Origin of the sequence: Sphaerochaeta sp. (assembly GCF_050178175.1) — a bacterium.
In the GTDB taxonomy this organism is placed as follows: domain Bacteria; phylum Spirochaetota; class Spirochaetia; order Sphaerochaetales; family Sphaerochaetaceae; genus Sphaerochaeta.
Genome location: NZ_JBFXGH010000009.1, coordinates 16,760 through 40,306 on the forward strand (window position 1 = coordinate 16,760; position 23,547 = coordinate 40,306).

Annotated in this window: 23 protein-coding genes and 1 riboswitch; of the genes, 8 read left to right on the top strand and 15 right to left on the bottom strand. The window is 48.1% G+C overall.

Translation table 11 applies throughout. From position 1 onward, the window contains the following. The first annotated feature begins 48 nt into the window (after positions 1–48). Together AB7S66_RS02075 and AB7S66_RS02080 are read left to right on the top strand one after the other, a co-directional pair. The gene (locus tag AB7S66_RS02075; protein WP_428517714.1) at positions 49–1,296 is read left to right on the top strand and encodes a cation:dicarboxylate symporter family transporter; all 1,248 of its coding nucleotides are present in this window, start codon (positions 49–51) and stop codon (positions 1,294–1,296) included. A 6-nt stretch (positions 1,297–1,302) separates the two neighbouring features. Further along, a complete protein-coding gene (locus AB7S66_RS02080; RefSeq protein ID WP_428517715.1) occupies positions 1,303–2,076 on the top strand; it encodes a hypothetical protein in 774 nt (257 codons plus the stop codon). Between the two features lie 2 nt (positions 2,077–2,078). On the opposite strand, the gene AB7S66_RS02085 is transcribed toward AB7S66_RS02080, so the two are convergent. The 4 genes from AB7S66_RS02085 to lgt all read right to left on the bottom strand — a co-directional run bounded on the left by AB7S66_RS02085 (position 2,079) and on the right by lgt (position 7,398). After that, positions 2,079–2,933 carry an aldo/keto reductase gene (locus AB7S66_RS02085; protein WP_428517716.1) on the bottom strand — a complete coding sequence of 285 codons (855 nt, stop codon included), beginning with the start codon at positions 2,931–2,933 and terminating at the stop codon, positions 2,079–2,081. 64 nt (positions 2,934–2,997) lie between these two features. Then, positions 2,998–4,644, bottom strand: a complete 1,647-nt coding sequence (gene gpmI, locus AB7S66_RS02090) for a 2,3-bisphosphoglycerate-independent phosphoglycerate mutase (protein WP_428517717.1) — start codon at positions 4,642–4,644, stop codon at positions 2,998–3,000. Between the two features lie 38 nt (positions 4,645–4,682). Beyond that, positions 4,683–6,452, bottom strand: a complete 1,770-nt coding sequence (locus AB7S66_RS02095) for an aminopeptidase P family protein (RefSeq protein ID WP_428517718.1) — start codon at positions 6,450–6,452, stop codon at positions 4,683–4,685. Further along, positions 6,439–7,398, bottom strand: coding sequence for a prolipoprotein diacylglyceryl transferase (lgt, locus tag AB7S66_RS02100; RefSeq protein WP_428517719.1), 960 nt, complete (start codon positions 7,396–7,398; stop codon positions 6,439–6,441). Before lgt ends, AB7S66_RS02095 begins: the two co-directional genes overlap by 14 nt. 82 nt (positions 7,399–7,480) lie before the next feature. On the opposite strand from lgt, the gene AB7S66_RS02105 reads away from it, so the two are divergent. The 3 genes from AB7S66_RS02105 to AB7S66_RS02115 all read left to right on the top strand — a co-directional run bounded on the left by AB7S66_RS02105 (position 7,481) and on the right by AB7S66_RS02115 (position 10,980). Beyond that, positions 7,481–8,920 carry a S41 family peptidase gene (locus tag AB7S66_RS02105; RefSeq protein WP_428517720.1) on the top strand — a complete coding sequence of 480 codons (1,440 nt, stop codon included), beginning with the start codon at positions 7,481–7,483 and terminating at the stop codon, positions 8,918–8,920. After that, positions 8,917–9,741 carry an RsmE family RNA methyltransferase gene (locus AB7S66_RS02110; RefSeq protein WP_428517721.1) on the top strand — a complete coding sequence of 275 codons (825 nt, stop codon included), beginning with the start codon at positions 8,917–8,919 and terminating at the stop codon, positions 9,739–9,741. The genes AB7S66_RS02105 and AB7S66_RS02110 overlap by 4 nt, the downstream gene beginning before the upstream one ends. 114 nt (positions 9,742–9,855) lie before the next feature. Continuing rightward, a complete protein-coding gene (locus AB7S66_RS02115) occupies positions 9,856–10,980 on the top strand; it encodes a sigma-54-dependent transcriptional regulator (protein ID WP_428517722.1) in 1,125 nt (374 codons plus the stop codon). Here AB7S66_RS02115 and AB7S66_RS02120 read toward each other — a convergent pair. The 6 genes from AB7S66_RS02120 to murA form a co-directional block, all read right to left on the bottom strand. Beyond that, positions 10,971–11,132, bottom strand: coding sequence for a hypothetical protein (locus tag AB7S66_RS02120; protein ID WP_428517723.1), 162 nt, complete (start codon positions 11,130–11,132; stop codon positions 10,971–10,973). The two genes, AB7S66_RS02115 and AB7S66_RS02120, sit on opposite strands and share 10 nt — an antisense overlap. A 9-nt stretch (positions 11,133–11,141) precedes the next feature. Next, positions 11,142–13,175 (bottom strand): ferrous iron transport protein B, encoded by a 2,034-nt coding sequence (feoB, locus tag AB7S66_RS02125; protein ID WP_428517724.1) that lies wholly within the window; start codon positions 13,173–13,175, stop codon positions 11,142–11,144. A 58-nt stretch (positions 13,176–13,233) separates the two neighbouring features. Further along, entirely contained in the window at positions 13,234–13,458 is a 225-nt protein-coding gene (locus AB7S66_RS02130; protein WP_428517725.1) for a FeoA family protein, read from the bottom strand. A gap of 28 nt (positions 13,459–13,486) precedes the next feature. After that, complete coding sequence (locus AB7S66_RS02135; RefSeq protein ID WP_428517726.1) at positions 13,487–13,699, bottom strand: FeoA family protein; 213 nt, start codon at positions 13,697–13,699, stop codon at positions 13,487–13,489. Between the two features lie 87 nt (positions 13,700–13,786). Then, entirely contained in the window at positions 13,787–15,313 is a 1,527-nt protein-coding gene (locus tag AB7S66_RS02140) for a diguanylate cyclase (protein WP_428517727.1), read from the bottom strand. Positions 15,314–15,770: 457 nt separating this feature from the next. Then, entirely contained in the window at positions 15,771–17,060 is a 1,290-nt protein-coding gene (murA, locus tag AB7S66_RS02145) for a UDP-N-acetylglucosamine 1-carboxyvinyltransferase (RefSeq protein WP_428517728.1), read from the bottom strand. Between the two features lie 91 nt (positions 17,061–17,151). Between murA and AB7S66_RS02150 the strand changes: the two genes are divergently transcribed. Then, entirely contained in the window at positions 17,152–18,168 is a 1,017-nt protein-coding gene (locus AB7S66_RS02150) for an adenosine kinase (RefSeq protein WP_428517729.1), read from the top strand. On the opposite strand, the gene AB7S66_RS02155 is transcribed toward AB7S66_RS02150, so the two are convergent. Both AB7S66_RS02155 and AB7S66_RS02160 read right to left on the bottom strand, forming a co-directional pair. Beyond that, positions 18,145–18,474 (bottom strand): hypothetical protein, encoded by a 330-nt coding sequence (locus tag AB7S66_RS02155; RefSeq protein ID WP_428517730.1) that lies wholly within the window; start codon positions 18,472–18,474, stop codon positions 18,145–18,147. The genes AB7S66_RS02150 and AB7S66_RS02155 overlap by 24 nt on opposite strands. Next, on the bottom strand, positions 18,471–18,608 hold the full coding sequence (locus AB7S66_RS02160; RefSeq protein WP_428517731.1) for a hypothetical protein: 138 nt from the start codon (positions 18,606–18,608) through the stop codon (positions 18,471–18,473). Before AB7S66_RS02160 ends, AB7S66_RS02155 begins: the two co-directional genes overlap by 4 nt. 32 nt (positions 18,609–18,640) lie before the next feature. On the opposite strand from AB7S66_RS02160, the gene AB7S66_RS02165 reads away from it, so the two are divergent. After that, the gene (locus AB7S66_RS02165) at positions 18,641–18,916 is read left to right on the top strand and encodes a hypothetical protein (RefSeq protein ID WP_428517732.1); all 276 of its coding nucleotides are present in this window, start codon (positions 18,641–18,643) and stop codon (positions 18,914–18,916) included. On the opposite strand, the gene AB7S66_RS02170 is transcribed toward AB7S66_RS02165, so the two are convergent. Further along, positions 18,897–19,127 (bottom strand): winged helix-turn-helix domain-containing protein, encoded by a 231-nt coding sequence (locus AB7S66_RS02170; RefSeq protein WP_428517733.1) that lies wholly within the window; start codon positions 19,125–19,127, stop codon positions 18,897–18,899. The genes AB7S66_RS02165 and AB7S66_RS02170 overlap by 20 nt on opposite strands. A 212-nt stretch (positions 19,128–19,339) precedes the next feature. Here AB7S66_RS02170 and metK point away from each other — a divergent pair, with 212 nt between their 5' ends. Next, on the top strand, positions 19,340–20,485 hold the full coding sequence (gene metK, locus AB7S66_RS02175; RefSeq protein WP_428517734.1) for a methionine adenosyltransferase: 1,146 nt from the start codon (positions 19,340–19,342) through the stop codon (positions 20,483–20,485). Here metK and AB7S66_RS02180 read toward each other — a convergent pair. Further along, positions 20,469–21,176: an anaerobic ribonucleoside-triphosphate reductase activating protein gene (locus AB7S66_RS02180; protein ID WP_428517735.1), complete on the bottom strand. Its 708-nt coding sequence runs from the start codon at positions 21,174–21,176 to the stop codon at positions 20,469–20,471. The genes metK and AB7S66_RS02180 overlap by 17 nt on opposite strands. Then, a complete protein-coding gene (locus tag AB7S66_RS02185) occupies positions 21,173–23,248 on the bottom strand; it encodes a ribonucleoside triphosphate reductase (protein WP_428517736.1) in 2,076 nt (691 codons plus the stop codon). Before AB7S66_RS02185 ends, AB7S66_RS02180 begins: the two co-directional genes overlap by 4 nt. Positions 23,249–23,325: 77 nt before the next feature. Then, positions 23,326–23,493, bottom strand: a riboswitch (cobalamin riboswitch). Between the last annotated feature and the right edge of the window lie 54 nt (positions 23,494–23,547).

Below are 23,547 nucleotides of genomic sequence, written 5' to 3' on the forward strand. Positions count from 1 at the left end.
CTACGGTTTGATTGACTTGCCAGAGTTGTTAAGATACTCTTGGATACTATGAAGACGTGGATTAGTTATCTAGCTGCAACAGCCTTGGCGCTGGCTACAACCCTATTATTCGGGGATTCGACTGTTTTCCAGCAGCTGATGTACACCATCACTGCCCTGTTGGTACAATTGGGTGGTTTCGTCTTGATTCCCTTGGTATTCTTTGGATTTTCTTCGGGTATTGCTTCCCTGAGAAAGGATAGTAAAGGATTTGTCTTCAGTCGGACGACCATCCTCTGGAGTCTATTCTCCACATTGTTGCTCCCCATTTCTGGAGCTGCAGTGTTCAGGGTATTCCCCACCTACTTCCCAGCAAGCAGCAGCGCAGGGTCTGATGCAACGTCCCTTTCAGTCCTTGCGCCGCAATCCTTGTCCACACTCTTTGAATCATTGCTCCCGATCAATCCATTCTACACATTGGCAAGTGCTGAAAGTTTCCTGCTTCCAGTAATTATCATTGCCTTGGTTTTTGGATACTTCCTGAAGCCGAATGTTGAGGTAATCCGACCGGCCTATGTAACGATGAACTCCTTGAGTGAGACGATGTTCCGCCTGACCCGGTCGTTTGCCATCCTAGGCCATCTCTTTGTCTTCTTTGCTGCTTCCTACTGGTTCAGCCACCTGCAACAGGAAGGAACCATCTTTGTTGCCGGAAGATTCCTGCTGATGTTGCTTGGTTCCACGTTTGCCGTACTTGTCTTGATACTGCCCTTGCTGTTTGCCATTGCCACCCGATTCAAGGTAAATCCATATCAGGTTCTCTACCGAATGCTGGCTCCAGCATTAGCAGCGCTCTTCAGTGGAAGTATCTTTTTCTCCACCCCTATCAGCATTCCACTCTCCAGACATAATCTTGGATGTCAAAAACGGGTTAGTGCTACCGCCTTCCCACTCTACACGCTTATCGGGAGGGGAGGGTCGGCTATGATTGCGACCTTGAGCATTCTCAGCCTGTTGTATGCCGCAACGGCAACAATGCCTACCGACAAGGTCATTCTCATCGTTGCACTTACCAGTGCAATGTTCTCCTTTGCCAGTCCCCTGTATCTTGGTTATGAGGTTTTCTTCATCTCCATCATAGCCCTGCAATTCCTGAAGATTGATCTTTATGGTGCTGAAATGACCTTGGTAGCCCTTATGCCGATACTTAATGGTCTGGGAATTCTCATTGATTCCTACATTGCTGCTTTTGGAGCTACGTATACCTGCCACCGGATGGGGGTACTGCTTGAAAGTGCCTACCGGGACATCCAGTAAGACGCCATGGGAAAGAATCTGCGCTTCGTATTTCTGGGAATCCAATCGGTCATTACCCTGATGCTCTCCATTACGATTATCCATGCAATGGTGAGCTCGTTGCAGCAACAACAGGGCGTTTGGTCCACAGCCCAATCCCACCTTCTTCCTTCCTTGCTCCATCTCTGGGTTGCCTTGATTGCAGCACTGTTGCTCTGTTTTTTCTATAGGGCCAACATTGGGGCTGAGGCACGGGTACTCCCCCTGTTGCTTCTTACGATCAGCTTGGGGAATGTGAAAATTCTCCCTGCATATCAGGCACTCACGCAGATTTTCATCATCAGCCCAATGGCCATCTCAATTATCTACCATTTCTCCCTGCTGTTCTCATCATTTCTCTTTCTTGCTTCCGGCATTTTCCAACAGACCATCAACCCAGTAAAACTTTGGCAGTACTCCTTCTTCGGTGCTGCCAGTGCCTTGATGCTCTCCATTCTTGTTCCGGTATCGGTCAACAGCCCTTCCTATCTATGGGAAGCAAAAGTCACCAACAGGCTCTTCTTGGGTATCTGTATTCTGATCAATGTACTGGCAGTGGCAACCTTTCTGATTATCATGTTTGAAGAGCACTTCAGCAGACAGAATTTTTCACGCTGTCTGTCATTCATCTTGATGATCGTGGGAAACGCCATGGTAACCATCAGCCAGAACACCTTGTTCAACTTCCTTGGCCTGGCGCTCTACGTTGCAGGGACAAGTACCCTGATCATGGTTACCAGGACGTACCACATCTGGACATAGATTTAGCTAAATAGCGGTGTTATCATCTCTTTCTTCACCAAAGTTTCCATCTCTTCATCACTTGGCTTCCTGATTGCCTCCTGTGCTGCCTTGAGGATATGCGGCAAGATGCGAATATCTCCAGTACTATTGAGGAACACCTGCTCATTGGAAAGAACCCAATGAACTGCCCTCTGGATGGAATCCTCATCGGTAAGAGGATCATACCAAGTGGCATACATCTTCTCCTTGTCCCCAAGCTCTCCCCGTGCAAGGCTCTTGATGGTCTGCACTGCAATATCCCTCTCCTTGCATACCTCAAAAAGCTTCTGGGTTTGTTCCCTGTAGAGCGAATTCTGCATCATGGTATAGTTGTAAGGAAGGAGGACTGAATCGAAATCATAGACTTCCAGACTTCTCAGATGTGCTGAAGGGGCTTCAACCCCATGCCCTGTTACGCCAATGAAACGGACCAATCCCTGTTCTTTCGCTTCAATGGCAGCCTCCAAGGCTCCCCCCTCGCTCATCGTGGTCTTCCACTCATCCGGTTCCACAAGATAGTGAAGTTGCCACAAATCAAGATAATCGGTCTGGAGACGGGTGAGGGTCTCCTGCAACTCCACCAGAGCCTCTTCCTTGGTACGTTTATTGGTTTTTGAAGCCAGGAAAAAAGATGAACGATGTTCTTTCATCCAGGGACCAATGCGTAACTCAGCATCTCCGTAGCTCCTAGCGGTATCGATATGGTTGATCCCATTATCGAGCAAAAGACCCAACGTCTTATCAGCTTCCCTTTGGCTTACATCCCAAAAAGCAGCAGCTCCAAAGAGTACCCTGCTTGAGGTATGTCCGGTTTTTCCAAATGCCTTATATTCCATTGTTTCCTCCCTTTAAAAGCACAACAGGGCCCGAGGGCCCTGTTTCATGATACCAAAGAAATACTTATTTCACAGTGATAATACTTGGATCATACTCACTTGGGGCCTCAAAGTCGAGCAGATTCATACAGGTCGCTGCAATACTGCTGATCCCAAGCCCACTCTTGAGCTCTGTCTCATACTCTCCCTGATAGTTGCTGTCACAGATGATGCATGGAACAGGATTGAGTGAGTGACTGGTCTTGGGCTGAGGGTCACCATTCTCCTTGTACTTCACACTGCCATCCTTGGCATGCTCAAACATGTCATCAGCATTTCCATGGTCGGCTGTGATCACCATCACGCCACCTGCTTCCATGACCGACTTGTAAATCCGGCCAATCTGCAGGTCAAGACCTTCCATCGAGCAGACAACAGCCTGATAGTTACCGGTATGGCCAACCATGTCGCCATTGGGGAAGTTCAGTTTGATGAAGTCCCACTTACCGCTTTCAACCTCATCGATGACACGGTCAGCAATCTCAGCACACTTCATCCAGGGCCGTTCCTCGAAGGGGACGATATCACTCAGGATTTCTACATACTCTTCAAGGGAATCATCGAATTTGCCACTCTTGTTCCCATTGAAGAAGTAGGTTATATGCCCGAACTTCTGGGTCTCACTGATGGAAAACTGCTTCACCTTTGAGGCACAGAGATACTCGGCAAGAGTCTTGTCTATTGCCGGGGGGGTCACCAGGAACTGGGCAGGGACATGCAAGTCCCCATCATATTCCATCATCCCTGCATACTCGACTTTAGGATGACGCTTGCGGTCAAATTCGGTGAGCTCCTCAGCCTCGAATGCCTTGGTAATCTCAAGAGCACGGTCTCCACGGAAGTTGAAGAGAATGACGCTGTCCCCATCCTCGATGGTTCCCACCGGCTTGCCGTCCTTTGCAATAACAAAGGGAGGCAGGTCCTGGTCGATTGCCTTTGTCTCTTCACGGAGTACAGTAATAGCCTCATGAGCACTGTCAAACATTCGTCCTTCACCCAGTACATGGGTTTCCCAACCTTTCTTGACCATATTCCAGTTGGCATTGTATCGGTCCATGGTGATAACCATTCTTCCACCACCACTGGCAATCCTTGCATCAAAACCTTCCTCATTGATGCCTGCAAGGAACTCTTCAAAAGGATCGAAGTAATCGAGGGCACTACGTTCACCGACATCTCTTCCATCGAGTAGTGCATGCACACGCACCTTGGATACACCTTCCTTTTTTGCCTGGAGGATCATTGCCTTGAGGTTGTCTATGTGGGAGTGCACATTCCCATCACTCAGCAACCCGATGAAATGGAGAGTGGATTGCTTCTCTTTTGCATTATTGATCAGCTTCTTCCATGTAGGGCCCTCATACATGGCACCTGTCGATATGGAAGCATTGACCAGTTTTGCACCCTGGGCGAAAACCCTTCCACAACCCATTGCGTTGTGGCCTACCTCACTGTTACCCATATCATCATCTGAGGGGAGGCCGACAGCAGTACCATGGGCCTTGAGCTTGGTCCAGGGATTTGTCTTGTACAGCTTGTTCAGCGTTCCAGTCAATGCAGAGGCAACTGCATCGCCTTCCTTGTATTTCCCAAAGCCTACGCCATCCATGATGACCAAGACTACTGGACCTTTGCGGGAAATCTTTCCCATTTTTTTCAATGCATCAACCATTATGTATAACTCCTTGTAATTTCCATCTCAAACCAAACCTAGAGGGGCTTTGTTGCACCCTTTAGATATTCCATCGCAGTGGTATCCACCAGATGTTTCAGCTCTTCATACACCCAGCGATGATATGCATCCACCATAGCTATCTCTTGGGCTGAAAGCAGGTTCTTGTCTATCAATCTGCGTTCAAACGGACAAATGGTCAAGACCTCAAAGCTCAGGAATTGGCCAAATTCTGTTTTCACATCCTCCCTGACCGCTACAATGTTCTCAATTCGAATTCCATGCCGACCCTCTTTGTAGAGGCCTGGTTCATCACTGACCACCATACCTTTTTTCAGAGGGACAGAGAGAGGTTTCGGACTGATCGAATGAGGTCCCTCATGGACATTGAGACGGAAGCCGATACCGTGGCCGGTACCATGGAAGTAACTCAATCCCTGCTGCCAAAGGAACTGCCTTGCCAGGACATCCAACTGATAACCGCAGGTTCCCTCGGGGAAACGTGCAGATGCTATGGCAAGATTGCCTTTCAACACCAACGTATAATCCCTGATCTGCTCCTCAGTGGGTTCACCGAAGAGAATCGTCCGGGTTACATCGGTCGTTCCAAAGGTATACATCCCTCCAGTGTCGAGGACGAGCAGCCCACTTCCTTCAACCACCGAATTGCTCTCTTCTGTTGCACTGTAGTGGCACATTGCCCCATGTTCTGCCCATCCACTGATGGGAGAGAAAGATTCTCCAATACAATCAGGATTGCGCAACCTCTGTTCCTTAAGAAGGTCGGAGATGGCAATTTCTGTATAGCGTCCATGCTTGGTATCGAGACGGGCGAGGAAATTGACCAAGGCTACCCCATCAAGCAGATGTGCTTTGCGCATCCCTTCCATCTCGGTATCATTCTTGCAAGCCTTCAAGTCAGTGGTGAAATCAAGACCGGTGATCGTTTCACAATCTCCGAAGGTCTCTGCAACAAGGAGATTGATCTTCTCAGGATTGCAGTAGAGAACATCATCCTCTTTCAAAACACTCCTAAGTGTAGGAACCACATCTTCATAAGGATGAATGGTGAAATCTTCACTTACATCCTGGGTGAGTTCATCCGTAAACCTTCCTGGATTGGTGAACAGCCAAGCGTCAGTCTTCCCCACTACAAGATAAGCAAGGAAGACAGGACTATAGGGAACATCATCTCCTCTGAGATTGGTTATCCAGGCAATGTCATCCAAGGAAGAAATTACTGTATAGGAGGCACCTTTCTGCACCATGGCATATCGAACCATGGCGAGCTTCTGACTACGTGAGAACCCGGCAATATCATCAGGAAGAGATGTCACCGGCTTTGCAGGCACCGCACTTCTGTCCTGCCAGATAAGATCCAACAGATCATCTGAAGGAACCAGTACCAAGTCTCCACCGAAGGCTCTTTGCAAATCTTGCTCACCCTGTATGGTCAACGTGGCTTTATCAATTCCTATCTTACTGTCCTTCTGGAGATGTTCCTTCAAATAAGTACTGGGGTCAGGGAACGAAGGGGTGTCGATCTTCATCATCTGGAAACAGGTTCCCTCAATCTGCTGTTGAGCTTGAATGAAGTAGCGCGAATCGACCCAAAGAAGTGCATCCTTCCGGGTAATGATGACCATTCCTGCACTTCCGGTAAAGCCACTTATCCAAGCGCGGCTCCTCCATCGCTCACACACATATTCACTTTGATGTGGATCGGTCCCATTGATAATCCACCCATCAAGGTTATGCTTATTCATGAGGGAACGGAGTTTTTCAACCCGTTCGTTAATTACTGACATGCTTGACTCCTTCTCGTCGTTTCAGGAAAACGGCGAAGATACCTGCTGAAACAATCATGGCCAGGCAGAAGAGCTGGCCCATGGAAAAATTGAAAAAGGATTGCAAGAGGGCAATATTGTCCGACTCCCTGCCAAGGGCAATGATATACCCCAGGTTCTCATCAGGAGCCCTGAAATATTCAATGAAAAAGCGAACAAACCCGTATCCTGCGGTATACCACACCAAAGCGAACCCTGCAGGATGCTTCTCCCTTCTTGGCCTGATCACAAACCAGAGGAACAGAAAAAGCACTATACCTTCAAACAAGGCTTCATAAAGCTGGCTGGGATGCCTGGGCAGGTTTACCATAGCCCCACTTTCATAGGCTATACCCAGCTGGTCAGCTATCTCACGTACCCATGCATAATTGGTCGAAAAGGATGGAGCATCAGGGAAAACCATTGCCCAAGGTTTGGTAGAGACCCTTCCAAAGAGTTCACCGTTGATAAAATTGCCCAAACGTCCAAAGGTATAACCGAGTGGAACTGCATAGGCCACCGTATCGGCAATGGAAAAAAAGGAGAGCTTGTAACGCCTGCTGTACAACCAGCCTCCGATAACGGCCCCTACCAACCCGCCATGATAACTCATGCCGGGAAGTCCGATGAATTTCCCTCCCCTAAAAGGCCAGAAGATCATCCATGGGTGCGTCCAATAATAGAAGGAACCATCGTAGAAGAGAACACTGAACAAACGCGCTCCCAGAATCAAGCCAATCACACAATACAACACCAAATCCAGTGTTTGGTCAGCATCGATTGCAATTTCACCCTTTCTTGCCTGGAGACGGATCATCAAGTAGGCGACACTGAAAGCGACCACGTACATCAGACCATACCATCTGAAGGGCAGACCGGGTATGATTTCCGGCGAAATCCAATTGGGAAATTCGATGAATAAGGTCATGGGGCAAGTGTAATGTGCCGCGCTGGTGTGGTCAATACTCGACAACCTAGCCGATTTCCCTTGAATGCTGTATATTCTGTATATGAAAAGCAGATATACCCGCAGGCTCAGCCTAAGTTTCATAGTACTGTTGATGATTCTTCCCCTCTTCGCAGGGGGCTCGGTGGAGCAGGTCCTTGCTTCTCCGTTATCGGGTGGCTATCCCTCCCAGGAATCAGGAGCAGACCAAATCTCATTTGATATGGCCTCCTTGGAGCGGTTGTACCGCTACGTGGATTCCATTTATATCGATGAAGTCGACAAAGAGAAAATGTTCAATGACCTTGCCACGGCACTGGTCGCCAGTCTCGATGATCCTTATTCTTTCTATGTACCGCCTACCGAGGCGAAGGAGTACCAGGAAGAAACATCAGGTGTGTATGGGGGCATCGGAACCTACCTCAACAAACCAGCTCCTGAAAGCAAGGATCCCAGTGATCCATCCACCTACATGATCACCATCGTCTCTCCGTTCCCAGGGTCCCCTGCCCAGCGGGCGGGCTTACGTGCCGGAGATTTGATCAGTCATATCGAGGGGGAAGCAGTAGATGAGTTAACCAGTTATGAGGCAAGTATGCTTCTTCGCGGTGAGCCCAATACCACGGTCACCATTACCGTCTACAGGAGTGGAACCTCTTTTGACCTGACTCTTGTGCGGGAGATGATCACCACTCCCACCGTTGATAGCGGCATCCTCGAAGGTGATATTGGATACATCATTCTTTCTGAATTCACTCCCCAGACAGGGAAACAACTCCTTGAACATGTTCAGAAGCTTATGGAAGAGGACATCGTTGGCCTTATAATCGATGAGCGTAACAATGGAGGAGGGGCTGTGGATGGAGCCATGCAAGCGGCAAACATCTTCCTGGAGGAAGGGAAGACATTGGTCACCATCCAAGGAAAGAAGGGAACAAAACGGGACCAGCGGTACATCTCCAGTGGGGATCCTGAAGTTCCGCTGGACCTCCCAATCGTCATCCTCACCAATGCAGGGTCGGCTTCCTCAGCAGAGATTTTTGCAGCTGCAATGAAGGACAACAATCGTGCTACCCTGATCGGTACAAAAACCTTTGGAAAGGGAGTCGTGCAGGATGTCTTCCAGTTTGGGGAGGGGTTTGTACAGGTGACTACTGCTCACTATTACACCCCCAATGAGGAGAATATCCATGAAAAAGGTATTGAACCCGATATCCTGGTGGATGATGTAGAACTTACCGATGAGGAAATTCCGCTTTTTGAAACACTGATGACAGAGAATGCCCTGGCCTCATATGTAAAGGAAAACCCAGAACCAACAGATGAGAACATCAGGGCGTTTGCTGAGCAGTACAAGGAGAGGGGAATCAATGAGGAGATCCTGCTTCTCTTGATCAGAAACGAGTATCTCTCCAAGATGCCCTATGAAGATCGTCCCATTGCCGATCCGATTTTCGACCGGCAACTGAGACGGGCAATCGAGTTCATCAGGAGTGGATCGTGAGGCAGTATATCCTTCCAAAAACCTTCAAGGGAGAAGACTCTCTTGTACTAAGAGGAAAAGAGAGCCAATACCTGAGCAAGGTACTACGACTCAAGGAAGGCCAGCACATTCTGGGCCGTGACCAGGCTGGAAAGACCTATCAACTGACCATTGAGAAAATCGGGAAACAGGAGTGTAGACTCTCCTGCATAGCAGTAGATGAAGACGCATCGGTCCAAACAACCGATGCGCTTCCTTCCTATACAGGTCCCTATCCCAATCTGACCCTTATGCAGTGTCTCTGCAAAGGAAAGAAAGAAGAGCAGATTGTCCGCCAGGCAACAGAAATCGGAGTAAGGGAGATTGTACTTGTCCAAAGCCGCTACTGTATCCCTGATCTCTCTGGTAAAAGCGAGAAAGCGTTGGGAAATCGTTTTGAGCGGTTGGACCGACAGGTGAAGGAGGCCTTGCAGCAGAGTGGATCTCCCCTCTCCACGGAAATACATCCAGAGATCATCCCCCTCACAGAACTTTCCAAGTGGTGGGAAAATCGTGGTCCTGCACTGTTCTTCCATCAAAGCAACCGCAACGAATCTCAGAAAACGCTCCACGAATTGCTCGAATCTCTCCCCATTGATACCCCGATAGCCCTCCTTGTGGGACCTGAAGGTGGTTTCAGCGAAGAGGAGTGTTCAGCCCTTGAGGATGAGGGGTGGAATCCAGTGCTCCTGAGAACCAATATCCTACGCAGCGAAACAGCAGGCATTTATGCTCTCTCTGCAATTCAGACCATCATGACGGAAAAAGTTACTGAACCGGTACACCTCTCAAAGAGAGAGTAGAGCACACTGCTTGCTCCTTTTTATAGTACCCTCAGGAATACAAGAATCTTCCCTGTTGATGCTCCCCTAGTGCTATGTTAGGTATTCCTATGAATATGTATTGGGAGTCTCAGTATGTCTCTGTTCATCATTTCATCTGACTGGCGGTTCAAGGAACAATTCAAGCACCATTTCACCCAAGATTTTCTTCATGAATTTACTATTTCCCATAGGCTTCTGGAAGCGCTGGATAACAGCTCGGTGAGCCCAGAACTACTTATCATTGACGAGCGAATGAGCAAAGGAAGCCCACGTTCAATTCTTGAACAACTAACTTACCAAAAATGTACTATCCCCATCCTGCTCTTTATCAGCAATGAGCAACAACTTGATATACAGGCTTTCAAAAATCTTAATCTTCATATGATCAGAAGGAAAGGCGTTGACTTCAATTCCCTGTTTTCACATCTGGATTCTTTCCTGGGAAAAACGGAAAGTAGAGAACTACAGAAACAATATATACCTTGTGGGTTGGTTGGAAATAGTTATTGTATGCAGAGACTGAGAAAAAAACTTTCCCGATATGCAAAACAACATTGCTCGATTCATCTGTATGGAGAAACAGGAACAGGAAAAGAATTGGCGGCAACCTATATTCATCGCCTCAGCTTCCCCCATAGAAACATGGTATCGGTCAATTGCTCACTCCTCTCCTGTTCTTTAGGGAACTCCATGTTCTTTGGCCATGTGAAAGGAGCTTTTACCGACGGAAATACAGACCTCCCAGGGTTGGTCCATGAAGCCAACCAATCGACATTGTTCCTTGATGAGTTGGAAACCCTCTCTCCTTCCTTCCAAGCCTATATGCTCAGACTCCTGGAAAACGGACAATACCGACGTCTGGGCGATACACAATTGCATACCTCCCATTTCCGTCTCATCACAGCCTCCAATGAGGACCTCGTGACCCTCATGCAAGGAAACCGAATCCGTAAGGATTTCTTTTACCGCATCAATGAGGTTTCCATCACCCTGCCTCCGCTAAGAGATCATCTTGAAGACATCCCTCAGCTCTGCAATCATTTCCTGCTTCACTGTAAAAGCAAGAAGCAGCTGGATGAACATGGCCTGGAACTACTTATGAGTTATCATTGGCCGGGAAATGTACGCCAGCTCTTTTCCACCCTCAGGCGATGCCTGATCAATAGTGAAGAAGAACCGGTCGTACTGGTTACGCATGATGAGGTTTATCAGGATTGACAAACAGAACGATTTGAGCAGGATGCACAGCTTCCACTACAAAAGGAGAGCATTTCCCCTGCCGCCTTGATCCTTTTTCTCCGCTTGATGTACCTTACCAACAAGGACAAAAGGAAGATGGCAGCACCAAACCCAATTATGTAATTAATCATAGTCTCCTCCTACCAAACCAAGGACCCGATCACATTGATCAATAAGGCCACAAGGTATGCAGTCAACATCTGAATTCCAACAGCTCCTGCTGTACGTCGGACTGTTTTCAATTCCCGCTTCATAGCCCCAACTGCTGCAAAGCAAGGCATGCAAAGCAGGTTGAATGCCATATAAGCCAAGGCAGCTTGCTTGGTATGAATATCCTGACGAAGTGTACGTAGTCCGCCTTCATCACCGCCTTCCATCAATACCGATTCAGTATAGATATCGAAAGCCTCGTCTGCTGAGTACATCCCCTCAGGAAATCCCAGACCAGAAAGTTCATCTTCACTCATACCAGCAAAGTATTGCGTTAGGTACTCCTCATTCACATCCTCACTATAGAGCTGGGCCAATGTCACCACGACCATCTCCTTTGCGATCCAACCTGTGGCTATACCTACAGCAGGTCTCCACTCCCCAAAACCCAAGGGCTTGAAAATGGGAGCGACAGCCTTTCCCACTGATGCAAGGAATGAGGTATCCATCTCTGTGAGGATGGTATCATTCTGTTCCAGGTTCTGGCCGTTGAACGATGCCATATTGAAGGAAGAGAGCACCCAGATCAGGATGGTTGCGGCGAGGATCACAGTACCTGCCTTCTGGATGAATCCCTTCACCTTCTCGTACCCATGGATCCACACTGACCTGAGGGTAGGAAGCCGGTATTGGGGAAGTTCCATCAAAAAATTGGAAACCTGACCCTTATAGGCAATCCTGTTGATCAGAAGGGAGACAAGAATCGACACCCCCAAGCTCAGTGCATACAAGAAGAAGATTACCAATGTCTTGTTCCCATCGGTGAAGAAGATGGAGACAAACATGATGAAAATCGGTAGTTTTGCTCCACAGGGCATGAACCCTGCAAGCAGGGTGGTGATCCTTCTATCCTTCTCACTGTCCAATGTCCTGGTAGCAATAATAGCGGGAACAGAACACCCAAAACCCATCAAGAGAGGGATGAAAGACCGTCCACTCAATCCAAACCGTCGAAAAATCCTGTCCATCACAAAGGCAACACGAGCCATATACCCGCTATCTTCCAAGAAGCTCATCAACAGATACAACACCAAGATAAGAGGCAGGAACCCAAGGATGGCTCCCAGTCCTTCCAACACACCATCCACCACCAGGCTGTAAGCCCAAGGGGCAGCCCCAGCTGATACCAAGCCACGTGACACCAAGTCAGTGAACCACCCCCAAAGAGACTCCACAACGGTGGCAAGTGCTACCCCGGGGCTGGGCAGACCTTCAATGAAGAGAAAGTTCTCGCTGAAGGTGGCTGCAAAAAGAAGGTACATCACCACCGCAAAAACAGGGAGGGCAAAGAAACGGTGAGTCAGAACCTTATCAATCCTATCACTCCTGCTTTCCTTGATCTCCCCTGAAGAGGTACTTCTGAGGACAGCTCTCTCTACCAGTGAAGTAATATACGTATACCTTTGGTCGGCCAGGGTGTCCTCGTCCACTGTCCCGTTTAGACGGTAGATATCCAAGGGCTTTGGGTATCTCTTGGTCTCAATTGTATCCATAACCGCTTGCATCAATTGATCAAGGCCTTTTCCAGTCCTTGCCTCTATGGGAATGACAGCAACACCAAGCTCTGCTTCCAGTCGCTTGCAGTCAATAGCATCACCCTTCAGGCGAACTTCATCCATCATATTGATGGCCAAAACAGTAGGGACTCCTGTCTCCATGATCTGCAGGGCAAGATAGAGATTTCGCTCCAGACTGGTGCCATCAAGTACATCAATGACACATGCTGGTTTTTCTTCAACGATAAAGGTCCGGGTTATGATCTCCTCAGCGCTATAGGGACTGAGTGAGTAGGTCCCTGGAAGGTCAAGGATGGTATATCTGGCATCCTTCCTGTAGACACCTTCTTTCTTGTCTACGGTTACCCCCGGCCAGTTTCCTACATGCTGGCGAGATCCGGTGAGTGCATTGAATACCGTGGTCTTCCCTGAATTGGGGTTTCCGGCAAGTGCTATGGTTGTGGGCATGGTTACTCCTCTCATTATTGTTAGCAATATCTAACTATATATGCAAAAAAAAATGGCGCTAGATGATTTCAACCTCAATCAAAGAAGCTTCTTGCTTTCTCAGACTCAGCTGGTACCCCCGTACCGTCAGCTCCAGAGGGTCACCTAAGGGAGCAACCTTAATCAACTGCACAACCACACGTGGAGTAATCCCCATATCCAAAATCCTTTGGCGCAATGTACCCTGTGTTCCGATGGACAGCACTCTTGCCCTGTCCCCAGGACGTAATGATCCTAGTGTCATACTTCTATCTCCTCGTCATATAACGAAATTATGCAACATTTATTCGGTGAGCCAACCCACGATTCAAGGCAAGACGGACACCTTTGATGGAAAGTACAATCCCTTGGCTACTATTACCCACAACCTGAATGATTTCTCCTGCAACAAATCCAAGATCCAGAAGATGTTGTTTTATGGCATCTTCCCCGTGCAGTCCGATAATTTTTCTTGTTTCTCCAACTTGGGCAAAGGAAAGCGGCATAGGTACTCCTTATTTGTTAGCTTTATCTAACAACATAGATAGTTATACATTCCCTCCTGTCCCTTGTCAAGCTTGGGAATGAAAAAATTAGGGAAACAACACAAACCTGTTTCTTCCTGCTTCCTTAGCATGATAGAGCGCCCCGTCTGCCCTCTTGAATGTATCAATTTCAGATGTATCACTTGGACGGAAGGAAGCAAAACCCAGCGAGATGGTCAGTGTTATCTTGGTTGTCTCATATTCAACTTCCACAGTTCTTGCTGCACTGAGCAAGGACTCAGCCATCTGGTTAACTTTTCCAGCCGTAAGAGGGGGACATACGAGAAGGAACTCATCACCACCCCACCTGAAAAGGGCATCTGTTGAGCAGGTGAACTCCTGCAATGTTTTGGTAAGCTGTATCAGGCACCTGTCTCCAGCATCATGCCCGAATGCATCATTGATATGTTTGAAATAATCGATGTCGAAGATTGAGATCACCCCAGCGCCATTACCCTTCCTGCTCTCAAGATACGCTTTTTCCAAGGCAAGCAAACCACTCCTGCGATTTCCAATCCCGGTCAACGGATCCTTGTACGCTTGATCCTCAAGATCCTTTGATTGCTTTCTATTGCGCTGATACTCCAGCACTACCAGAAGAACAGAGTGAAGCATAAAGAGCAGAATAATTACCCCAATGGAAATCGGGGTAATTTGACCTACGATGCCGGAACTCTTGTTTGCAGTCTCCTCTATATACATGGCGAGATCATCAAGATGGATTCCCATTGCAACAATCCAGTCAAAATCCTTGTAGAGTCTTGCATAGGAAAGTTTCTCTGAGATGACATCACTATCCAATTTCTTGAAGAAATAGGTGAAGTAGAGCTCCCCATCCTTGTTAATCCCCTCAAGCTCAGTCTTGTAGGGTGTATTGCCCTGTACATCAGTCATATTGGTAGAGAGATATACACCCACAGAATCACGGAGGTTGGGATGGATTCTACGGATAGCATAATTATCGCCACCCTCATAGTTGATAAACTCATTGACCCATATATAGGAATTCTCAGGATACTCACTAGCATAAATTTCATCAGCGATATACTGCTTTACTTCCTCATCGATTACCGACTGGGGAATTCCGAAAAAGAGCATATAGGGTGCATATGAGTGCAATTCATACAACTGGAAACCATGCAGGAGGCTATTCACCACATCAATGGGAGGCTCTGTTTCTGGGATGACCCCTTGGGTATCCATGATGACTTCACCCGTTTCCCGCCGCCAAAGCACTGCAGTCCAAGGGGAGGAAGCGTCCTGGGTAAAGAAGGATGCCACCACCTGTGGAAAGCTTTCAATATCCGCCTCATAGGCTGTATCCATATGCCAAGTGATATGGTCCAGTTGCTTTTGATATTCCATTTGGTGAATTGCTCGTTGTGTATCGATCCGCTTGATTTGGTTGTTGACTGAATGATAGAGAAACTGCCGTTTCAACGCTTCGGTGCCCTGTGCAGTTTGGTCCTTGTACACTTGTTCAATTTCAGCCAGGGTGCCCAACGAGAAAACCACCAACAACAAGGTTGAGAGGAAAACGAGAGAGGTACTGAGTATCCATGTATGACGTTTCATCGCCCCTCCTGGGACAACGGCACCACAGTTCATCATACTGGAAAAGATTGTACACTCACAGTAGTTCTTGTTGCACAAAACACATCATCACATATTCTGAGCTAAGTCACCTAAGAAGGTGAGTTACTGCACCAAAGCGCAACGTGTAAAGGTTGTGGATAACTTGTTGATAACTCGTTTATTTGTCCTAAATACAAGTACCTTACTAAACAATAAGAAGTACATTAAACCTATATAAAAACACGATGAAACCTGTTTGGTAAACTTATGTTTTATTTGTTACAATATATATATTTGTCATATCCATCGATACCGTATAAAAACCTATGTTTCCTATTAGAAATCACTCCTATCTGCACCCTATACCAACCTAGGTACCACTTGGTTGTGGATAACTTGTGGACAACTTCTGGACAGGGGTGTGGATACATGAGTGAACTCCAGTAAAAACAGGGAGTTACGCATCCCTTTCGATGGATAACCCTAAGGCCTGGAGTTTACCACAGAGATTTTCATAACCACGTTCAATCTGATAGATATTCTGGATTACACTGACACCTTTTGCACATGCAGCGGCAATGACCAGTGCCATTCCAGCCCGTACATCAGGACTGGATAGTTCTGAACCCAGCAGTTGACTGGGACCGTTGACCACTGCTCGATGCGGGTCACAGAGAATGATGTCAGCTCCCATCCTGATCAACCAATCAACGAAGAACATACGAGACTCAAACATCTTCTCATGGATCAGGATTGAACCTTCCATCTGGGTTGCACATACAGTGATGATGCTCAAGAGGTCTGCAGGGAATCCAGGCCATGGGGCATCATCAATCTTTGCAGTATGGCCACCTACTTCCTTTGCAAGTATCCGTTTCTGTCTTTTCGGCACAAGGATGGAAGAAGGACCATCAACGACGAAGGTGATCCCAATTCGTTCAAAGCCCAGGCGAATCATCCTCAGATGCCCAGGGTCGACCCCCTTGAGCAACAATTGGCCTCCAGTTGCACCAGCTAGGCCGATATAGGAACCAGCTTCCATATAGTCAGCTGTGAGACGGAACTCACAGCCATGAAGTTTCTTTTGACCGGTAACATAGAGACGGTTGGAACCTATTCCCTCAATATGACACCCCATGCTGTTGAGCATCCTGCAAAGGTCCTGTACGTGAGGCTCACTTGCTGCGTTGCTTATAATGCTCTCTCCCTGTGCCAGCGAAGAGGCCATGATAACATTTTCTGTTGCTGTTACGGAGGCTTCATCAAGAAAGATGTCATTTGCCTGCAACCTACTTCCATTGGCCTTGATATGAATCTCCCCTTCCTCATTGATCAGGCAAGAGGCTCCCAACGAAGAGAGGCCGATAAAGTGGGTATCGAGTCTACGAAGCCCGATGACATCACCTCCAGGAGGTGTTAGACGAACTTCATCAATGGTTGCCAACAATGGTCCCAGGAGAAGAATGGAACCCCTCACAGATTGGACCAGTTTCTTCTTGAGCTTGCCGCTTCTTGCCCCACTCATGATGGTATAGGTATTGGCATCCTCTTTGACTACCCTGGAACCAAGGTTCTCCAAGAGCTTGACCATAACCTGAACATCCTCTATATCGGGAACGTTCAACAATCGAACAGGCTCATCAGTCAGCAAGGTGGCAGCAAGACACGGTAGTGCCCCATTCTTGTTTCCACTGATCTGAACCTCCCCACTCGCAGGGTTTCCCCCGGTTATTCGATATGCACCCATTGCTGCCTCCTCGTTCATCCTACCCTTGGCACGATAGTTTCGCAAGCTTCTTGTTGAATACAGGTACTTAGCAATGATAGAATACCCATACATGAAAGAAAGTGAGCACATGGTCTATGGCATAGGGAACCCCCTCATCGACATCATTGTCAGTGTTGAGGAGGATGATATTACCGCACTTGGAATCCACAAGGGCACCATGGCCTTGATCGGCCCACAGAGAATGGAAGAGCTCATGCTCCTCTCCAAGGAACGCAAAACAACCTACAGCTGTGGAGGCTCCTGTCCCAACACAATCATCGCCCTTGCCTCACTGGGTGTGAAGACAACCCTGGCAGGAAAGATAGGCAGCGATGAGAATGGGCACATCTATCAACAGCGTCTCAAGGAACTTGGGGTTGGTGACCAGCTTGCTATAACCGACAAGGAAATGACTGGCTCTACGGTCATCCTTATCACTCCAGATAGTGAACGGAGCATGAACACGTTCCTGGGAGCAAACCGGCTTTATGAGATGGCTGATGTGGACGACGATACCGTGGCAACAGCCTCCTTCTTCCACTTTACAGGCTATATGTGGGATACAAAAAGCCAGCAAGAAGCCATCAAGAAGGCCTTGCACATTGCAAAGGAACACCATACAGTTGTCTCTTTTGATCTCGCAGACCCCTTTGCTGTTGGCCGTTACAGGGAACCCTTCCTCAACCTCATCAGCCAAGAGTGTGACATTGTGTTTGCAAACAGGGAAGAAGCAAGGATTCTCTTTGACAACTACGACCCTTATGAGTGTTGTCGTTCCATGGGTAAGCTCTGTAGGACAGCCGTTGTAAAGAATGGGAAAAAAGGTTCCTACATCAGCCACGAAGGAAAGATCATCAATATTCCAGTCAAGGGGCCGGTAGTCCCTACCGATACCACTGGTGCTGGGGATGTATATGCCGCAGGATTTCTCTATGGACAATACCATGACTACTCAATCCAGGAATCTGGAACAATCGCATCCATCCTTGCCGGTGAGATAATCAGGCAACGTGGGGCCCAGTTCAGCAAGGAGAAAGCAAAGGAACTCAGAGATTTTTTTGCTTCAGGAGATTGGAAATCGCTGTAGCATCGGCTTGGTCAAGAACAGGATTCCCATGATCCCGACGAAGGCAGAGGCCCTCCAGAACAAGCAAATCCCTCCAACAAGGAGCAGGGAGGTTGCAAACAGGTTGGCGAGGACTCCACCTGATTGCAGGCTGAAGGAGGAGAGACTTAACATGCTTGTCCTTACCGTATCCTCTGAGACATTGTTCAATACATAGGTTCCCACCACAGAGAAAACCCCAAGCAAAAGATAGATCAGGGAAAACACACCCAAGAACCATGCCATGCTCGTGGTCATGGAGAGCAGAACCTGTAGCAGGTAGATCAAGATATGAAGTAGATGCCTACAGGACGCTTATACCTTACGAGTTTCTTGCCAAATACCGATCCAAGGATGCTGATTGAGAATATGATGGCTGTCGTCATCCCCAATGCGAGAGAGGAGGCAGATAAGCTAGCCATATAAGGAGCAGGGTGGAACATACTGCTTATGCATGATAGGCCATCAGAGAGAAGACAAAGGGCTCATTCCCATCCTCTTTCTTCTCTTTCTCATCGAGGAACGTCCTGATTCGCCTGTAAAGCTCATCAGCCTCATCTCTGCTGAGATGTACGACTCCCGAAATCTGGTCCGCCTGGAAATGACCATCTCCATCGGTAAACGATTGTTCCTTTTTTCGTGGATTTGTCTGGTCACCATATCAGAAACAAGTTTTCGTTTCTCCTCAGCGAGAGAACAGAAACTCACCATCACCAAACGCTTTCGGTAATACCATGGATCAATGCTGTGTGGTCCACCTCGACTACCTGTAATTCCATCAATCGGGAAACATGATGTTTTGCACTGGGGGGGATCATTTCGAGTGTATCACTGAGCATCTTGGCTGTCATCGGTCCCTGTACACCCAACTCACGTAAAATATGCTGCCGCTTGGGGTGCATGTAGGTTTCCAACTGTTTTCCATCTTGTATATATACCATTTTCATAACATTATATATAATAACAATTATTGTTATAAAACCCCCTGCTGTTGTCTTGTAAAAAACCTTGTTTCTTGGTAGAATCTTCAATGACGTCGATTTGTCAGCCTCCCGGCTTGCGGGCGTCAATAAAGAAACTTGCTAAAAGGGGAGCATATCAATCTATTTGAGTTAAGTTCCCCCTTCCGCAGTTCCATAAGGAAGGGTGTAGTATGTTAACACATGGTTCACACATTTTCACTTCAGAATCAGTCAGTGAGGGACATCCGGACAAGGTCTGTGACCAGATCTCCGATGCCATATTGGATGCTTGTCTTGCCCAGGACCCACAAAGCAGGGTTGCCTGTGAAGTCTTCGCAACGACCGACAGGGTCGTGGTGGGAGGAGAACTTTCCACCAATGCAACAATCGACATAGACAACATCGTTCGATCCACGGTAAAGGAAATTGGATATACTGATAAGGGAATCGGTTTTGATTACCGCTCCCTTACAGTAATGGATTTTACCAATACCCAATCACCGGACATCTCCATGGGGGTTACTGCTGAAACATCCCTGTACGGCCAACAAGGTGCTGGCGACCAGGGCATGATGTTCGGGTATGCCTGCAATGAGACAGAGACTCTCATGCCGGCCCCGATCTACTGGGCACATCAACTCCTGGAAAGGGCGAGCAAGCTGCGAAAAAGTGGCGAAGCTCCTTTCTTGAGACCCGATGCAAAGAGCCAGGTCTCACTGTTGTACCAGGATGGGAAACCAGTGCACATAGATTCGGTGGTCATCAGTCACCAACATACCGAACAAGCCCGTCGTGATACCCTTATCTCTTATCTTACAAAGGAAGTCATTGAAACCGTACTGGGGCCTACCGGCCTGTTGAACGATAAAACCAAGGTGTATATTAATCCAACAGGTAGATTTGTCACGGGAGGTCCTGCAGGAGACACTGGTTTGACAGGGAGAAAGATCATTGTAGACACCTATGGTGGAATGGGTCGTCATGGAGGTGGAGCGTTCAGCGGGAAGGATCCCTCAAAAGTTGACCGAAGCGGTGCTTACATGGCTCGCTACGTTGCAAAGAACCTGGTCGCAAATGGATTGTGCACAACCTGTGAGGTCCAACTCTCCTATGCAATCGGCGTTCCCTATCCCATCTCCGTGTATGTCGATACCTTTGGGACTGGAACAGAGGACGATGAACAGTTGGAAAAGCTGGTAAGGGAGAAGTTCGACCTCACCCCAGCAGGCATCATAAAGACACTGGATCTAAAAAGGCCGATCTACCAGAAGGCCATGAACTATGGACACTTCGGCAAGAGCGGCCTTCCCTGGGAACAGATTATCTCACTCGCTTGAGATTCGGCTGCAAGAGAAGCAATCTCTCTTGCATGCAGGCAACCTCCCGCTCAACCAGGGCGGGTTGGTTGACCCTCGTTCCATCCTCTTCCTTGTACTCCTTCGGTGTACGATAAGAATTCAGTACCCAACGGTTTACCTTAGGCAACATGGAGGCAATCTCCAGTAAATCCTCTTCCATTAAGGTTGGAGCCAATGTGGTTCTCACCTCCCATCGAAAGGAAGGATGCCTCACTTGGTACTCCTGAAGCAAAGCCACACATCGCTGCACATTCGCTGGGTCAGCTCCCTTTCCTGCAATTTCCCGATACCTTGCCCACGGTGCTTTCACATCCAGTGCAACGTAGTCAAGCAATCCTGCTTCCAACAATTCCAAAAGCACTTTCGGGCGACTTCCATTGGTATCAAGCTTGGTAAGATAGCCTAGGCTTTTAGCCAAGGAGAAATACTGAGGAAGACTGCCGTGCAAGGTGGGCTCTCCTCCACTGATGACAACCGCCTGCAGGAAACCCACCCGTTTCTTCAGAAAATTCTCTATCTCTTGATAGCCTATAACACCATTCTTATAGGCAATTAATGCACGGTTATGACAATAAAAGCAGTCATAGTTGCACCCTTGGGTAAAGAGAACACAGCTCAACATCCCTGGATAATCCAGGAATGATGAGCCTTCAAGACCACTGACGATCATGATACTTTTACCTCATAAAACTTTCTCTGGCGATGTTCCTCTTGCTTTCCAGGATGGAAATCTTCCTTGGGTCTGAGATAGCCAACCACCCTGGTCCATACCTCGGTCTTTTCCCCGCAATACGGGCAATATTCAACCTCTCCAACGAGATATCCATGATTCTTGCAGGTAGAAAAGGTTGGGGTAAGGGAGACATAGGGAAGTTTGTAACGGGTACATACGTTCCTTACCAACTGCTTGGCAAGCTTTGGGTCCTCTATTCTCTGGGCAAGATAGAGGTGAAGGACTGTTCCTCCTGTGTATTGGCACTGCAGTTCGTCCTGCTTTTCCAGTGTCTCATAGAGATCATCGGTATACCCTACAGGAAGCTGCGAGGAGTTGGTATAGTATGCAACATCTTCGCCGGCGGTTATGATATCACCAAAGGCTTTCTTATCGAGATTTGCCAATCGGTAGCTGGCTCCCTCGGCGGGGGTAGCCTCAAGGTTGTAGAAGTTTCCTGTCTCACGCTGAAAGCCTTGGATGATTTCCCGTAGCGTCGAGAGTACCCGAAGGGCAAAGGACTGACCTTTCTCGGTTGTAAGGGATCCTTCCTTACCGAATAGGTTGAGACAGGCCTCTTCCATGCCCACAATTCCGATGGTGCTGAAGTGGTTTGCCCAATACCTCCCATTCCGTTGTTTTACCGTTTCCAACGAGAACCGGCTAAAGGGATACATGCCATGCTCGGTCTGCTTCTCAATGACTTCACGCTTGATCTCAAGGCTTTTTTTAGCCAGGAGGGAAAGATCATGGAGTGCTGACATGAATTGCTGTTCATCCTTGCTTTCATAGGCAAGCCTGGGAAGGTTCAATGTCACCACACCAACTGAACCGGTAAGAGGATTGGACCCAAAAAGCCCCCCACCGCGCTTCTTGAGCTCAGAGGTATCGAGTCTGAGTCGGCAGCACATTGAGAGCGCATCCTCAGGGGATAAGTCACTGTTCACATAATTGGAGAAGTAAGGGATCCCGTATTTTGCGGTCATGGCAAAAATGGAATCAACAACCTGCGATTCCCAGGGAAACTGCTTGGTAACATTGTAAGTAGGGATGGGAAAGGTGAACACTCTTCCAGAAGCATCGCCTTCCTCCATGACCTCACAGAAGGCATGGTTGACCATATCCATCTCATCCTGGAACTCCCCATAGGTCTCTTTTTGCAGCTCTCCTCCCCGGATGACCGGTACATCCCGCAAACTGGAGGGAACGGTGATGTCAAAGGTCAGATTGGAGAAAGGGCACTGGAACCCTACTCGGGTAGGGACATTGAGATTGAAAATGAACTCCTGCATTGCTTGCTTGACCTCACGGAAGGTAAGGCCATCATACCTGATGAATGGTGCACAGTAGGTGTCAAAGGAAGACCAGGCCTGTGCTCCTGCACACTCCCCCTGGAAGGTGAAGGTTGCATTCACCACCTGTCCAAGTAGGGACCGAAAATGTTTTGCCGGCTTACTGGAAACTTTCCCATCAACACCTCCAAAGCCAGAGGTAAGCAGTTGGCGAAGGTCCCAGCCACAACAGTATGGGCCAAAGAAGCCAAGGTCATGGAGATGCAGTGCCCCATTCTGGTGGGCTTCACGGATAGTCTCTGGATAGATTTCATGCAACCAGTACTGCTCTGTGAATCGTTCACGGATGTAGTTGTTCATACCATTGACAGATCGCCTGGTATTGGCATTCTCCTTGACTCTCCAGGTTGTATCATCAAGATAGGCACTGAACATCTCATTCGTTGCCTTGATGAGGGCCTTGCCCTCTCTTACCCGTTCCCTTCCCTTACGGTAGAGGATGTAGGCTTTTGCGGTTGCTTGATAGCTCTGTTCCATCAGGGATTCTTCAACAAGGTCCTGGATATATTCCACCTCTACCTTGTCCTTTCCCTTAGTCTTGGACAAAACGATGGTGGCAACCATCTTGGCATCCACTTTTTGTCCTGCAGCATTCGCTGCTTTTTCGATTGCATCAATGATTTTCTGAACCTCGCAGAGAACCACCTGCCCGTCTCTTTTGACCACTTGCTGTTGCATGGTTTCCTCCTCGCGGAGACAAGACGTATAAAGAGGGTGCCCTGAGGCACACGCCTTATGTCATGCTCCGTGACGGCGTGTCTGTACAGGCAAGGTCTTCTGGCTTAGGTTCTTCATCCCAGGCTCCTTCCCAGATTTCTCCAGTGGATATTGCCCGGAACTCCCCATCACAGCGGCGGGACCGCGTGGGCTTCTACACCCAACTTCCCTTTTCCTATACACACAATATATAGTGTTTTGTGCCATACGGCACACTAGTTACAGTAGGTCTGTTCTGAATATTTGTCAAGCATTAAAAA